The sequence below is a fragment of the Maribellus sp. YY47 genome (genome assembly GCF_023111095.1).
Classification (GTDB): Bacteria; Bacteroidota; Bacteroidia; order Bacteroidales; family Prolixibacteraceae; genus Draconibacterium.
Map to the genome: position 1 here is coordinate 15,797 of NZ_JALGYW010000016.1, position 13,398 is coordinate 29,194.

The window sequence follows — 13,398 nt, forward strand, 5'->3', positions numbered from 1 at the left end:
AATCTTTATTTATGGGATGGTTCTGAAAACCGTAATTCTCAAAAATAAACTCACGATCAAAAACAATGCCCCCAGTAACGCGAACGGCATAAATTCTTCCGATTTGCGGCTAAATTCGCGCACTTCGATCTTGGACTTTTCCAGGGCATCGATCTCCTTGTAAATCTCTTCCAGTTTTGAGTTGCTGGTCGCCCTGAAATATTTTCCGTCGGTAAGCGCCGATATTTTTTGCAGCGTTTCCTCGTCGATTTTTACTTCCATATCGCGCAACTGTACTTGTTCGCCAAAGGGAGTTTGCACGCGGAAAGGGTAGGGTGCGGTTCCTATCGATCCCACACCAACCGTGTAAACGCGTATTCCGAAGGTTTTGGCAATTTCGGCTGCCGTAACCGGAGCAACTTCTCCGCGGTTGTTTTCACCGTCGGTCAGCAGAATGACAACGCGGCTCACAGCTTCGCTGTCTTTCAAACGGGCCACGGCAGTTGCCAGTCCGTTTCCGATAGCAGTACCGTCTTCGATCATATTGCTGTGGATATCCTTGAACAGGTTCAGCAACACGGCGCGGTCGGTGGTCAGCGGACATTGGGTAAACGCCTCGCCGGCAAAAACAACCAGCCCCATGCGGTCGTACTCACGTCCGGAGATAAATTCCATGGCCACATTTTTGGCTGCTTCCAGCCGGTCGGGCTGAAAATCCTGTGCCAGCATACTGCTCGAAATATCGAGTGCCACCACAATGTCGATCCCTTCTGTTTCACTTGTTTCCCAGTTTTTCGACGATTGCGGACGGGCCAGTACCACTACAAAAAAGGCCAGTGCAATTACAAAGCAAACATACACCAGGTGACGCAGGTAATGACGAATCGTCAACGGCGCCTTAAATACAGGTGCTGTAGTTGAAACCTGGATGCTTGCCGTATTTTTTTTCTGCCGGAAAATATACCAGATCGTCATGGGGATCAATACCCACAAAATATGTAACAGTTCCGGGTTCTTAAATGTCAATCCTTCCAACATCCTTCTCTATTTTATTTCAACTTCTTCCACGTTATCATCTTCTTCGCTTTTCTCTTCCGGCTTTTTCGCCACTTCCTTTTTGGTATCGTTAACAAAGAAGTAAGCATTCACCAGAGCCATGTTGTCGTCGTCGGGCAGCGGCTGATATTTTGCAAATTTCACGAGGTCGGCCAGTTGCAGTATTTGCCCCAGGTTGCCCAGCAATTTGTCGTTTAACAGACCTTTCTGTATCCGGAAACTTTCGAGGATTTCATCGGTCACCTGTTCCATGGCACGGATTTCAAAACGATCCTCAATGTACACACGCAGGGCATCGGTGAGTTCGCTGTAATACTGCTTGGTTTTGCCTTGCTGCCATATTTTTTCCGATTTGATGCGGTCGAGCTCGCGAAGCGCCACCACATGCGCGGGTTCCTTTGGCTTTTGCGGCCGGGCAAAAATCGGCTGGTTTTTCTTCTTCCGTTTAATCGAATACAACAGGAAGAAAATAATGGCGCCGATCAAGATGACCCCCAATATATACGGAGTAACCTCCTTCAGGGTCAGCGGAGCATCGTAAGGCATTTTTATATCGGTCGGTCCCTTGGTGGTGTCGATTTCCATCGAATACACATTTAAGGTTACACCGTTGGTGGGTACCGAATCGTTGAGCCCCTCAGTGGCTATTTTAAACCAGTAGGGCGGAATGCGGTAACTTCCACTGTCGAAACAGGTAATGGTGTACGACTGTATCTGTTTGATGTAATCTTCCTGGTCGGCTTCAAAAGTGTCGATGGCCGAGCGGTTCAGCACTTCGATTAATCCTGCAATGGTATCCGGCACCTGCGGAAACTGAACATCCACATCTTTCGGATGATCGATCTGCAGGAAAAGTTTTACCTGGTCTCCCAGCAGGATATTGGTTGAATCGAGGCTGGCAGTGGCTTTTATCCGCTGCGCACTCACCTGACCATTTGCCAGAAAGAAAAGTAAAAGAACAAGCAAACCCGCCCATGAAATCAGCCTTCGACTCCGCTCAGGCTGACGGTCACAGTGAGCGTAGTCGAACTGTGGATTGCTTTTCAGTATTGTTTTTCGTATAGCGTTCATTTCTTCTATTTTAATGCCCGTTTCCGAAACAGGGTCATTAACGATTTCACATAATCTTCGTTGGTATTGATGGCTACATAATCCACGCCGCATTTTTTGAACATTACGTCAAGGCGCGTGGTGTGCTTTCTCCACCAGTCGGAATACATATTTCGGGTTCTGCGCGAACTGCTGTCGACCCACACATAATCGCCGGTTTCGGCATCCTTTAGTTTGATCATCCCGATCGAAGGCAGCTCGGTTTCCCGTTCGTCGAAAATTTTCAGTGCCACCACATCGTGTTTGTTGTTCGCGATCGACAAAGCCATTTCCAGCTCCTTGTTTTCGTCCATAAAATCGGAAATCACAAAGGCCGTGCAACGCTTTTTGATGGCGTTGGTGAGGTAACGAATGGCTTCGGTAATGTCGGTGCCGCGGTCTTCGGGCTGAAAATCGATCAACTCGCGAATGATGCGCAGAATATGGCTTTTCCCTTTTTTCGGCGGAATGAATTTCTCGATTTTGTCCGAGAAAAAGATCACCCCGATTTTATCGTTGTTTTGAATCGCTGAAAACGAAAGCACGGCTGACAATTCGGTGATCACATTCTTTTTGAGTTTTTCAAAAGTTCCAAACTCGCGCGATCCGCTCACGTCGATCAGCAGCATAACCGTAAGTTCGCGTTCTTCTTCAAAAACCTTTACGTAGGGATGGTTGTACCGGGCGGTCACATTCCAGTCGATGTTCCGGATGTCGTCGCCAAACTGGTATTCGCGAACTTCCGAAAAAGCCATACCCCGTCCTTTAAAGGCGCTGTGGTATTCTCCCGCAAAAATATTCCGCGAAAGCCCCCGCGTCTTGATCTCAATCTTCCGTACCTTTTTTAATAAATCCGTTGTTTCCATACCAGAGTTCAAAGTTTAAAGTTCAGCGTTCAACGCAGTGTTTGAACAACTGTTAACTGCGACTGTCAACTGCGACTCGTTACGGAACCTCAACCGTATTCAAAATGTCGGTAATAATTTCTTCCGAAGTAATGTTGTTGGCTTCGGCTTCGTAGCTTAAACCAATACGGTGACGCAACACATCGGGACAAACCGCGCGCACATCTTCCGGAATTACATAACCGCGGCGTTTGATAAACGCATAGGCTTTGGCGGCCTGTGCCAGGCTGATTCCCGCCCTTGGCGAAGCTCCGTACGAAATCATGCTCGCATATTTCTCCAGTTTGTATTCCCTGGGTTCGCGGGTGGCAAACACAATGTCAACAATGTATTTCTGGATTTTTTCGTCCATGTACACATCTTTCACCACGTTGCGGGCTTTGATAATGTCTTCCGGTTTCAGAATGGTACTGGTTTCGGGGAACTGACGCAACAGGTTCTGGTTGATGATCTGGCGTTCTTCTTCCTTTTTCGGGTAGTTGATCACCACTTTCAGCATAAAACGGTCAACCTGTGCTTCGGGCAGCGGGTAAGTACCTTCCTGCTCGATCGGGTTCTGCGTAGCCATTACCAGGAAAGGCTCTTCCAGCTTAAAGGTGTTGTCGCTGATGGTAACCTGGCGTTCCTGCATGGCTTCGAGCAAGGCCGATTGCACTTTGGCGGGCGCACGGTTAATCTCGTCGGCCAAAATAAAGTTGGCAAAGATCGGCCCCTTTTTTATGCTGAATTCTTCTTTTTTCTGACTGTAAATCATGGTTCCCAGCAAGTCGGCAGGCAACAGGTCGGGCGTAAACTGAATACGCGCGAACTTGGCGCTGATGGTTTGTGCCAGCGACTTAATGGCCAGCGTTTTTGCCAGCCCCGGTACACCTTCAAGTAAAATATGGCCGTTCGACAAAAGACCGATCATTAAACTTTCTACCAGGTGTTTCTGACCCACAATTACTTTGTTCATTTCCATGGTAACCATGTCGACAAATGAACTTTCTTTCTGAATCCTTTCGTTCAATTCTTTAATATCAACTGCTTGATTCATATCTGTTTTGTATTAATCTTATTATTTGTTCAGAATTATTTCGAGATTCTTCGGTTAAATGAGTTAAAGACTAAGATCAGCATATTCTTTAGTGTGCAATATCTAAATTTCGGTTGGAACAAGGTGCCGACTGAAATCTCAATATTTCTTCGCCTTTTGCGGGCTCATGACCAAAAAATCGATTCGCCTTTAAATTCGAAGCACGAAAATAAAGTTTTGAATAGATTTATTGTCCCTTATTGTGTTAAAAAGTTTTAAGGATGGCGGTTAACAAAAGAAAGTTAAACACGGATGTTGCCCCCCGGAGTATAGCCTTTGCAGATGACAGTTTAAATTACATTCAAATGTTTCGGAACCTTCTTTTTAGAGGAAAGAAATAATGAAGGTTTTCCTATCTTGGCACGCTGAAAAAATAAGGGGAGGCAGTTTTTTCATTTATTTCTTAATCATAAAAGTAGTGTTGAAATTATTCTTTTCGGTATTTGTTTTTGTTCTATTGAGTGCTGCATGTTGGGCGCAGAGCAGTTTAAACGGCAATGAATCGTATTTCGAAAACAGCTTCTTCGAGGTGGAGCATATGAACGATGTCGATTTGCTTTTCCCCAAAGGATCAGACGATATGGCGTTTACCTCCTCGTTTCTGTTAAAGGGTTTTATTAACCAGAAAGAAAGCCGCAACAGGCTGTTGTCGTTTGGGATCCGCTCCGATTTGTACACCAAAAGAGTGTGGGACAATTATTATTTCGATTATACCGGAAGACTTCATGTAAGCGAATATTTTACCGAAATCAGCACCGCCGAGGTTTCGATGGTGAAATTTTTCAAACGAAATTTTGGTTTACAATTGGCCGGGGGAGTGGGCTTGTTAAACAAAAAGAAAGCCATTCCCGGGTTGGCCTTGTGGATACAGGGCGGAAGCGATGGTGCCGGCGGTTTTCACAAAATCCTGGACAATATGGGAAAACAGCACGGGCAAATTAATGTGGGCCGCGATACCCTGACTGCCTTTGTGGTGTTTAGTCCTTCGGTGGCCTATTACCTGAATGTATTTACCCGGCAGGGGCGTGCCCCGCATACCCTGGTTAGCGAAATCGGCCTGAATGTATGTACGAAACGCAACGGCAACTGGGCCTATTTTAATAACGATTTAAGCCTCCATATGCTGCGCTTTCAGCTTTTAAACCGTTTGTTTATGATGAACCTCACCGGTGCCGGAGATTTTCGCCTTCACCGGGCAGGACTAAAACTCGATGCCCGCATCGGAACAGAGCTTTCATACGGGAGGGTTTCGTTCGGATACGAGATTACCAAACAATACGGCAAGGAAAACATCGACTGGGTGGATTATACCGACGACGAAAATTTGTATAAACTCTACCTCAAAGTACGCTTAGGAAAGCACCGGTCGGCCTATTTCGATCCCGGAAAAGATAAGGCGATGTAGTTTAGAGTTCAGGGTTTAAAGTTCAGAGTTGAGTTCGTGGCGAATTTACAATTTCACAATTTAGCCATTTCTTCGCTCTCTGCTCCATGCTCCATGCCCTTCAAGTTCAAAGTTCAGGGTTTAAAGTTCAGAGTTAGTTCGTGGCGTATTTACAATTTATCAATTTTACAATTTAGCCATTTCTTCGTGTAAAGAGTTGGCTTCGGTCTCCGTCCGTTCGTCAACGGTCGGCTCCCTCGCCATGACGCCCAATACGGGGTGTTCCGGCAGCGGACAGCAGCCGACAATCTCCAGTCACGACACCTTGTGTCCGCTGCCCCATGAAAATAGAAAGGAACGTCTTTGCGATTCGTCGGTCAGCCGACCGGCGGAGAAGCAATCTCATAAGAGCGTGCTGCTTTATTGTGCATACTGCCTGCTTCGCCCTTCGAGTTCAAAGTTCAGGGTTTAAAGTTCAGAGTTAGTTAGTAGCGAATTTACAATTTATCAATTTCACAGTTTAGCCATACTTCGCTTTGCTCTCTGCTCCATGCTCTTCGCCCTTCGAGTTCAAAGTTCAGGGTTTAAAGTTCAGAGTTAGTTCGTGGCGTGTTTGCAATTTATCAATTTCACAATTTAGCCACTGCTTCGCTCTCTGCTCCATGCTCTTTGCCCTTCGAGTTCAAAGTTCAGGGTTTAAAGTTCAGAGTTAGTTCGTGGCGTGTTTGCAATTTATCAATTTTACAATTTAGCCATTGCTTCGCTCTCTGCTCTCTGCTCCATGCTCTTTGCCCTTCGAGTTCAAAGTTCAGGGTTTAAAGTTCAGAGTTAGTTCGTGGCGTGTTTACAATTTATCAATTTTACAATTTAGCCATTTCTTCGCTCTCTGCCCCATGCCCTTCGCTCTCTGCCCTCATCTCCCTGCTCAACAACACTTTATTGCCTATTGCGAGGTTTAAAAAGCTTCGCTACTTTTATAAGCATTAGTTTATCATCTTAACCCGGGCCACAGCAATTGTCGGATTTTTTAGGAGAAGGAGCCCCAACTCGAAACAGTTATTACACTTTTAATGATGAGTAGTATGAATTGTTACCGAATTAATAAAAACACATTATGGAAATTCTAGCTAAACTGAAAGTCTTGTCCGAGAAAATCGACACGATGAAAAATCAAATCCAGACGGAAGAAGCAACCAAAACAGCTTTTACCTTACCTTTTATCAATTTGTTGGGCTACGATATTTTCAACCCGATGGAAGTAGTGCCCGAGTTTACTGCCGACATAGGACTAAAAAAAGGCGAAAAAGTGGATTACGCTATATTTCAGAACGGAGCCCCGATTTTAATCATTGAATGTAAGCACTGGCAGGAAGATTTGAATGTGCACAATTCGCAGCTGTTTCGGTATTTTCATGTCACAAAGGCAAGATTTGCATTGCTGACCAACGGCATTGAATACCGCTTTTATACCGACCTGGAAGAGGCCAATAAAATGGATGAAAAACCATTCCTGGAGTTTAACATCACGCAGCTGAAAGATTCGGTGGTGAGCGAGATTGTAAAGTTTCATAAGTCTAATTTCGATGAAGAGAAGATATTCTCCAACGCCAGTTCGCTGAAATATACCAAAGAGATCCGGAAGGTTTTTAACCAGGAACTGGCCGAACCCAGCGATGAATTTGTACGGTTTTTTGCATCGAAAGTGTACAACGGGAGGCTCACCGAAAAAGTAATGGTACAATTTAAGGAACTGGTGCAAAAAGCCACTAACCAGCAAATAAGCGAGCGGGTTAACGATCGGCTTCAGAGTGCGCTAAACAAGGAAGAAGAAAAACAGACCGAACAGGAAATTCCGGTTGTAGAAGATGAAAACAAAGTAATTACCACCGAGGAGGAAATGGAGGCTTTCAGGATCGTGGTGGCTATTTTAAGAAGAAAGATTGGCAAGGAACGAATTTCTGCACGCGATACCCAGTCGTATTTTGGGGTGCTGCTCGACGATAATAACCGCAAGCCCATCTGCCGGCTGCACTTTAACAGCAGCAACAACTACATCGGTTTATTCGATGCCAACAAAAAGGAAACCCGGCACCCGCTCGGGAGCCTCGACGATATTTACGATTTCGAAAAACAGTTGTTGGAAACGGTTGGGTATTATGAATAGAAAATAATCACTTTCAGATGTTGTGAATCATCTCAAAATAAAAAAACAACGGCATAAAATACAATAACGACCCAAAGCTGCCCGTCATTGAGGCTTCGGAATGGAAAAACGACCCGAAATACCGCCCAGCAAGCGGAAGGAGTGCATGGGAGGCGGAAGGAAAGGATGGGAGGCCGGAAGGAACCGACGGTAGGCGCGAAGGGATGCACGGGAGCGCGAAGGAACGGACGGGAGAACGGAAGGAACGCATGGTAAGTGGGAAGGAACGCACGGGAGGCACGAAGCCGTGCCCCGGAATACTGAAAAGAAGCCGCTTTGCCGCATAGGGCAGGCGGTGCCAGATAAACACTTAAATTAAAACGATTTACTATGGTAACCAACACAAAAACATCGGAAGCGTCGAGCCTCGAACAATGGAGGGTGGCGCTTGAAAATGCAACGCAACAGCCCCAGATCGCTACGCTGATCGGGGAAATGGGGTACGACTCCACCGTTATTGAACAGGGAAAGAACCTGCTGACCGAAACCCGCACCTTGTACGATGCGAACAAAACCGAAGACGACGAAACCACCGAAGCTTCGGAGGCCTTTAAAAACGCGCGTAACGAACTCTCAAAACTTTATACCCGGCACCGGAAAAGAGCCCGGGTGGTTTTCCTCGACGAAGTGGTGCTGCTTCGCCGGCTGGCGCTCGACACAGATGTGCCGCGGCCCTATGTAAAATGGCTGGAAGCGGTTAAGAAATTTTACGCTGAAGCGGCCGATAGAGAAATTCAAACGCGGCTGGCCCTGCTGAAAATAACGCCCGAAGAAATTACGGCGGCTACCGACCTGATTGCCGTGGTGGAAGCCGCCCGCGCCAATTACCTGCGCGAAGCGGGCGAGTCGCAGGATGCCACTAAAATAAAAGACGAGGCGATGAACCGGATGGCCAACTGGATGAGCCGGTTTTATTCCGTGGCACGCATCGCACTCGAAGATAATCCGCAGTTGCTCGAAGTACTCGGCAAACCTGTAAAAAGTTAGTATTTGTTGGGGGTATACATGGGAAAGACCGTGAAAGTGATCCTTTCCGGTCAGCGTTTTCGCTTAAGCCGTCCTTTCCGTTAGGGCGGCTTTTCTTTGCCGCTTCTCAGAGTTCAAAGGGAAAAGTTCAAAGTTCAGGGTTTAAAGTTCAGAGTTAGTTCGTGGCATATTTACAATTTATCAATTTCACAGTTTAGCCATTTTCTCATTCTTCCCGCTTTGCCCTCTGCTCCATGCTCTCTGCTCTCTGCCCTTGTAGTTCAAAGTTCAGGGTTTAAAGTTCAGAGTTAGTTTGTGGCATATTTACAATTTATCAATTTCACAGTTTAGCCATACTTCGCTTTGCCCTCTGCTCCATGCTCCATGCTCCATGCCCTTTGCCCTTCGCCCTCTGCTCTTCTCCCTGCCAATAAAATATTACCTTTGCGCAAAAGCAGGAAAGCATGTCACACCGGTATTTTTTACAACTGAGTTACAACGGCACACGTTACCATGGCTGGCAGATTCAGCCCAATGCGGTGTCGGTGCAGGAAACGATCGAAAAGGCGCTGTCGACACTATTGCGCGAGTCGGTGGCGGTTGTTGGCGCCGGGCGCACCGATACGGGAGTACATGCTTCGTACTTCATCCTGCATTTCGATTTGCAAAAGCCTGTTCCCAGCGGGCACGACCTGGTGTACAAGCTCAACAGCTTTTTGCCCAACGATATTGCGGTACAACGCTGCTGGCCCGTGAGCGAAGAAGCGCACGCCCGTTTTAGCGCCACTTCGCGTACTTATCACTACTTCATAACTACCGAGAAAGATCCTTTCTCCATTGAGACAGCCTATCGTTACACGCTTCCGCTGGATGTGGATAAAATGAATGAAGCGGCAGAAACACTTTTCCAGTACGAAGATTTTACCAGCTTTAGCCGCCTTCACACCGATGTAAAAACCAATAATTGCAAAATTTACCAGGCCGAGTGGAAAAGAGAAGGCACCGGGTTGGTGTTTGTCGTAAAAGCCGACCGCTTTCTCCGGAACATGGTGCGGGCCATTGTGGGCACCCTGCTCGAAGTGGGTAAGGGAAAGCTTTCGGTAGAGGGCTTTCAACAAATCATCGAACTACAGGACCGCGGCGCTGCAGGGGCTTCTGCACCCGCACACGGTTTGTTTTTGGTGGATATTGAATATCCCGAAGCAATGATCAATTCAAAAATGTAGGAATAGCTGCAAGCTATGAGCTTTTGGCCATGAGTCATGAGCTGTAAGTTGCTGACAAACTGCTGTTTTTCATCCTTATTCAATCCTAAGCTATAAATGGTTAGAGCAAAAAGGGTGAAAATCTGTGAAATTAAAAGGCCCGGAAGAGTCAATTCTTTCGGGCCTTTTATTGCATTATTTACTTAGTGCCACCAGATGTTCTTTCCAATGATCCGGAATTTCCGTTAATTGATATATTTGGAGGCTGGTCTGATCTGCCGTTGTATTTTTAGGGGTAAGTGTTTCAGTGATAAAGTCATCATCGAGTTTATACATTGCACCTGTGGCTGGGTCAACAATCAGCATTCCGATAAGTCCGCCAAAAAGAATATTTCCCCAATACCATCCGTCAAGCTTGAAGTAAATAGGGACCACTTTTTCTTCATATCCCGATTTTGAGAATTTAACACTGTAGCTGGCTTTTTTGAAAAAGCCGTCACCTGCCTTAAGATCAACTACAGCAGGAGTGTTTCCATTGTAAACTTCTTTTCCTTTTTCTGAGGTAATAGAAATATTTGCTTCAGACGGGGTGCTGTTAATGCTAACGGAATAGATGCTCTTGCTTACAATACTTGCACAACTGGTAAGTAGCAATACTGCCAGAATAAAGGCTGTTGTTTTTAGTTTCATTTGATTAGGATTAAAATTAATAATAGTGCCTACTCCCGTTTATAGTCTTGTTTCGGCGTTTTTCAGACTTTATATCCTTTGATTTTTTGATGATGCAATGAAAAAGATTGTGTGCTTTAATTGTTGTTTATTGAGTTTTCAATTGCAGGTGAATATAACGAATTTTCCATTCAAAATTTGGCGGATAAACCAGTGTTATGTAACATAGATTTTTACAAATTCACCCCAAACATATAGCCCACAAAGGCTGTCATTCCCATGGCTGCCGTTCCCCAAAAGGTAATACGAAGAATGGCTTTCCAGATTTTAGACCCGCCTGTTCGGGCAGAAACGGCTCCCATGACCGCTAGGAACAATATCGAAAATGCGTAAAGCGAATATTCCATATGTTTCAGGGGGAAAAAGATGGCGACCAGCACGGGCAAAATTCCTCCGGCCAAAAACGACAGGGCCGAAGCCAGTGCAGCCTGAATAGGATTCGCCTGGTTGATTTCATGTATGCCTAGTTCGTCGCGCACATGAGCCGCCAATGCGTCATTTTCTGTCATCTCGGTGGCAACCAGCAGCGCGGTTTCTTTTTTAAGTCCGCGTTTTTCATAAATGGCAGCCAAATAGTTTAATTCTCCAACCGGATCTTCTTCCAACTCCAGTTTTTCGCGCTCTATGTCTGCTTTTTCCAAGTCGGTTTGCGAACTTACCGAAACATACTCGCCGGCAGCCATCGATAAGGCTCCGGCCACCAGTCCTGCAACAGCTGCCAAAACTACAGGTTCGCGGGTACTGCTGGCAGCAGCAACTCCAATGGCAATACTGGCGGTTGATAAAATGCCGTCGTTGGCTCCAAGAACAGCTGCCCTGAGCCAGTTGCTTCGGTGTACAAAATGCGGTGACAAATAATCGTCGAGGTCAAGTTTGATATGCGCCATTTTTCCTTTCAGTTTTGTTGAATCAAAAGTGCAAATATTTTTCATTTCTTAATTCCGGCGGAAACAAAGAATCAGGTTTTATTAACAAAGTATAAGCATTCATATAGAATTGTTTGAGCGGTTTTTCCGGATGAAATGTTTACAATAAACAGCAAAGACCTCAATTATAACAAGCCGGGAAATAAGTTTGATCGCTATATTTGCTTCCGAATTTTGGTTCAAAGCTCATCAATCATGAGCAAGATGAAAAGGGAATCCGGTGCAAAACCGGAGCTGTACCCGCAGCTGTAAATCCCAATCGCTAAATGCGATTCGTGTTGTTGAACTGCAAGCCACTGTCCGTCAGCCGACGGATGGGAAGGCATCAACAACCGGGATAAGCCAGAAGACCTGCCACAATTCTTAGTTGTTAATTAAGCTTCGGGATAAAAGCTTGAGAAATATTCGAAAAGTATTTTTCACCGGTTTATCCAAAGCTCCTTAAAAATGTTTATATGAGGAGGTTTGTAGTATTTTTTCTTTTGCTGGTTTCAGTTTCTGTGTTTTCACAGGATGCGAAACGGATTGTATCGCTTGCTCCGTCGGTAACCGATAATATTTACCTGATCGGAGGAGAAACGAAGTTGGTGGGCTGCACCAGCTATTGCACAAAAGCAGTGAGTGACGGAATTCAACAGGTTGGATCGGCCGTTCAGGTAAATGTTGAAAAGGTTTTTTCACTTCATCCTGATTTGGTTATTACGATGAAACTGACCAAGCCGCAGGATATCGAAAGCCTGCGAAAATTGGGGATAAAGGTGGAAGTGATGGAAACCCCCCGGAGCTTTGAAGAGATTTGTGCGCAAACGATGCACCTGGCCGGTTTGTTGGGATTGACAGCCCAAGCCGGTGAGATTGTTACTGCCGCAAAAAATCGGGTCGCGGAAATCAAGCATGAGTCATGTTCTTTACCGGCCACGAAAGTCTTTTTTCAGATTGGTGCCAACCCGATTTACACGGTACTTCAGCATACGTATTTAAACGACTTTATCACGTTTTGCAATGCACAAAATATTGCTGAGGGGTTAACGGTTGGAACCGTATCGAGGGAAAGTGTTTTACTAAAGGCTCCCGATGTGATCATTATTGCCGAAATGGGCGGTTACGGCAAAACCGAAAAGGAAATATGGGAGACTTATCGTTCGATTCCGGCGGTAAAAAACAAAAAAGTATGTTTGATTTCCTCGGAAACGTCGTGTAGCCCGACTCCCGCAAATTTTGTAAGCGCATTGGAGGATGTTTTTCAATTTATAAACGACTAGGGAAATGGAAAAGGGATTGGTACATATTTACACCGGCGATGGAAAAGGAAAAACAAGTGCAGCGGTTGGTTTGGCTATTCGGGCCTACGGACATGATTTAAACGTTGCTTATGCCTGTTTCCTGAAGCGACCTGGTTTGTACGGTTATAACGAGATAAATGTGCTGCGAAAACTCGGTGCAATGGTATTTGTTTTTACCGAAGGGCATCCGTTTTTTAACCGGAGTATTAACCTGGAAAAATTAAAACAGGATATCGAAATTGCCTTGCAACAACTTCAGTTGCTTATTCATTCAGAAAAGACCGACTTGCTGATTATGGATGAAATACTGGTAGCTGTAAGGGATGGCTTCCTGGAAGAGCAAAGACTAATCGATTTTATCGGGGATAAACCCGCGACCTGCGAACTGGTGCTTACCGGAAGGGGAGCTACACCCGGATTAAAGGAAACGGCGGATTATGTTACAAATTTAACCAAGGAAAAACATCCCTTCGACCGGGGAATCCGTAGCCGGGAAGGAATAGAGTATTGATTGATTTTCAGAATAAAAGATAGCAGGGGATTGGTTTTGCTGACCTTTAAAATTTCGAGTTTTGCCGAATAAAACATTGTTAACAAA

General features: G+C 45.5%; 12 protein-coding genes and 1 riboswitch. Of the genes, 6 read left to right on the top strand and 6 right to left on the bottom strand.

The genetic code is table 11. The features are described 5' to 3' along the window. Positions 1-9 precede the first annotated feature (9 nt). The 4 genes from MR764_RS13940 to MR764_RS13955 all read right to left on the bottom strand — a co-directional run bounded on the left by MR764_RS13940 (position 10) and on the right by MR764_RS13955 (position 3,999). Entirely contained in the window at positions 10-1,017 is a 1,008-nt protein-coding gene (locus MR764_RS13940) for a VWA domain-containing protein (RefSeq protein WP_247980045.1), read from the bottom strand. Between the two features lie 6 nt (positions 1,018-1,023). Next, entirely contained in the window at positions 1,024-2,106 is a 1,083-nt protein-coding gene (locus tag MR764_RS13945) for a BatD family protein (protein WP_247980046.1), read from the bottom strand. A 5-nt stretch (positions 2,107-2,111) separates the two neighbouring features. Continuing rightward, on the bottom strand, positions 2,112-2,990 hold the full coding sequence (locus MR764_RS13950) for a DUF58 domain-containing protein (RefSeq protein ID WP_247980047.1): 879 nt from the start codon (positions 2,988-2,990) through the stop codon (positions 2,112-2,114). Positions 2,991-3,069: 79 nt separating this feature from the next. Further along, positions 3,070-3,999, bottom strand: coding sequence for a MoxR family ATPase (locus tag MR764_RS13955; RefSeq protein WP_348773082.1), 930 nt, complete (start codon positions 3,997-3,999; stop codon positions 3,070-3,072). Between the two features lie 523 nt (positions 4,000-4,522). Here MR764_RS13955 and MR764_RS13960 point away from each other — a divergent pair. From MR764_RS13960 to truA, 4 genes are all read left to right on the top strand, one after another. After that, positions 4,523-5,509, top strand: coding sequence for a hypothetical protein (locus MR764_RS13960; protein WP_247980049.1), 987 nt, complete (start codon positions 4,523-4,525; stop codon positions 5,507-5,509). A 1,141-nt stretch (positions 5,510-6,650) separates the two neighbouring features. Next, complete coding sequence (locus MR764_RS13965) at positions 6,651-7,652, top strand: type I restriction endonuclease (RefSeq protein WP_247980050.1); 1,002 nt, start codon at positions 6,651-6,653, stop codon at positions 7,650-7,652. 369 nt (positions 7,653-8,021) lie between these two features. Then, positions 8,022-8,678, top strand: a complete 657-nt coding sequence (locus tag MR764_RS13970; protein WP_247980051.1) for a hypothetical protein — start codon at positions 8,022-8,024, stop codon at positions 8,676-8,678. 443 nt (positions 8,679-9,121) lie between these two features. Further along, positions 9,122-9,883: a tRNA pseudouridine(38-40) synthase TruA gene (gene truA / locus MR764_RS13975; protein ID WP_247980052.1), complete on the top strand. Its 762-nt coding sequence runs from the start codon at positions 9,122-9,124 to the stop codon at positions 9,881-9,883. A gap of 174 nt (positions 9,884-10,057) precedes the next feature. On the opposite strand, the gene MR764_RS13980 is transcribed toward truA, so the two are convergent. Both MR764_RS13980 and MR764_RS13985 read right to left on the bottom strand, forming a co-directional pair. Further along, a complete protein-coding gene (locus MR764_RS13980) occupies positions 10,058-10,552 on the bottom strand; it encodes a hypothetical protein (protein WP_247980053.1) in 495 nt (164 codons plus the stop codon). A 212-nt stretch (positions 10,553-10,764) separates the two neighbouring features. After that, positions 10,765-11,478, bottom strand: coding sequence for a VIT family protein (locus tag MR764_RS13985; RefSeq protein ID WP_247980054.1), 714 nt, complete (start codon positions 11,476-11,478; stop codon positions 10,765-10,767). Positions 11,479-11,675: 197 nt separating this feature from the next. Then, positions 11,676-11,891: riboswitch (cobalamin riboswitch) on the top strand. 81 nt (positions 11,892-11,972) lie between these two features. Between MR764_RS13985 and MR764_RS13990 the strand changes: the two genes are divergently transcribed. Together MR764_RS13990 and MR764_RS13995 are read left to right on the top strand one after the other, a co-directional pair. Beyond that, positions 11,973-12,779: a helical backbone metal receptor gene (locus MR764_RS13990; protein WP_247980055.1), complete on the top strand. Its 807-nt coding sequence runs from the start codon at positions 11,973-11,975 to the stop codon at positions 12,777-12,779. 4 nt (positions 12,780-12,783) lie between these two features. Further along, positions 12,784-13,311: a cob(I)yrinic acid a,c-diamide adenosyltransferase gene (locus MR764_RS13995; protein ID WP_247980056.1), complete on the top strand. Its 528-nt coding sequence runs from the start codon at positions 12,784-12,786 to the stop codon at positions 13,309-13,311. Positions 13,312-13,398 lie beyond the last annotated feature (87 nt).

Coding starts and splice junctions, on each gene's coding strand:
- MR764_RS13940 (WP_247980045.1), bottom strand. CDS start 1,017: ATGTTGGAAGGATTGACATTTAAGAACCCGGAACTGTTACATATTTTG.
- MR764_RS13945 (WP_247980046.1), bottom strand. CDS start 2,106: ATGAACGCTATACGAAAAACAATACTGAAAAGCAATCCACAGTTCGAC.
- MR764_RS13950 (WP_247980047.1), bottom strand. CDS start 2,990: ATGGAAACAACGGATTTATTAAAAAAGGTACGGAAGATTGAGATCAAG.
- MR764_RS13955 (WP_348773082.1), bottom strand. CDS start 3,999: ATGGTTACCATGGAAATGAACAAAGTAATTGTGGGTCAGAAACACCTG.
- MR764_RS13965 (WP_247980050.1), top strand. CDS start 6,651: ATGAAAAATCAAATCCAGACGGAAGAAGCAACCAAAACAGCTTTTACC.
- MR764_RS13970 (WP_247980051.1), top strand. CDS start 8,022: ATGGTAACCAACACAAAAACATCGGAAGCGTCGAGCCTCGAACAATGG.
- truA (WP_247980052.1), top strand. CDS start 9,122: ATGTCACACCGGTATTTTTTACAACTGAGTTACAACGGCACACGTTAC.
- MR764_RS13980 (WP_247980053.1), bottom strand. CDS start 10,552: ATGAAACTAAAAACAACAGCCTTTATTCTGGCAGTATTGCTACTTACC.
- MR764_RS13985 (WP_247980054.1), bottom strand. CDS start 11,478: ATGGCGCATATCAAACTTGACCTCGACGATTATTTGTCACCGCATTTT.
- MR764_RS13990 (WP_247980055.1), top strand. CDS start 11,973: ATGAGGAGGTTTGTAGTATTTTTTCTTTTGCTGGTTTCAGTTTCTGTG.
- MR764_RS13995 (WP_247980056.1), top strand. CDS start 12,784: ATGGAAAAGGGATTGGTACATATTTACACCGGCGATGGAAAAGGAAAA.